General features: G+C 65.4%; 1 protein-coding gene. It reads right to left on the reverse strand.

The genetic code is table 11. The annotated features are described in order from the left end of the window. A partial coding sequence (locus EN969_RS33335) for a sugar-binding transcriptional regulator (protein WP_164758764.1) occupies positions 1 to 783 on the reverse strand: 783 nt, incomplete at its 3' end. Positions 784 to 847 lie beyond the last annotated feature (64 nt).

Genomic DNA, 847 nt, shown 5'->3' on the forward strand with positions numbered 1-847 from the left:
GCCCTCGATCATGCGGCCTTCCCTATCGAACACCCAGCCGACGATCTCGGCGATGCCCCCGGCCTTCTGCAGCGCCTTCAATTCGCTCTCCGAAATGAAGCCGTCCTCGTAGAGCGGCGCCTTGGGGCCGAGGTCGCCGATGCCGATGAAGGTGACGTCAGCCTCGGCGGCAAGCGCAAGCGTCGGCTGGATCATCGGCTGGTTGAGCAGCATCTCGCGCTCCTCCGGCGACGAGGCGATGACCGGCAGCGGCATCGGAAACGAACGCGCCTTGACCCTGTCGGCCATGGTGAAGATGACGTTGTAGAAAGCGGCCGAGCCGTCCGGCGAGATGTTGCCGGTCAACGACACCACCTTGTGCTGCGGGCATTCCATCGGCGGCAGCTGCTCGATCGCCGCCTTCAGCGTGCGCCCGGTGCCGATCGCCATGACGATCGGGGTCGGTGAACGCAACCGTCGCTCGATCTCGGCGGCAGCCGCCTCGGCGATGCCGATCGTGGTCGAGGACGAGTTGGGGTCGCTCGGCACCACTTCGACCAGATCGAGCGCAAAGCGCGATCTCAGCCGTGCCGCCAGATCGAGGCAGTTGGCGATCGGATGGTCGACGCGAACCTTGATCAAGCCCTCCGACACCGCCAGCGATACCAGCCGCTGCGCCGTTTGCCGCGAGATGCCAAGCGTCGAAGCGATCTGGTCCTGTGTGTTGCCGGCAACATAATAAAGCCAGCCGGCGCGTGCCGCATCGTCCAGCCTGTTGCTGCCACCATCCTGCCGGCTATTCAAAGTCCTGCCTCCCGAGACCGCCGGTCATGAGAGCGGCCCATGCCCACTTTCGCAGGGAACGGCC

This window comes from Mesorhizobium sp. M7A.F.Ca.CA.003.01.2.1 (genome assembly GCF_003998945.1).
Classification (GTDB): Bacteria; Pseudomonadota; Alphaproteobacteria; order Rhizobiales; family Rhizobiaceae; genus Mesorhizobium; species Mesorhizobium ciceri.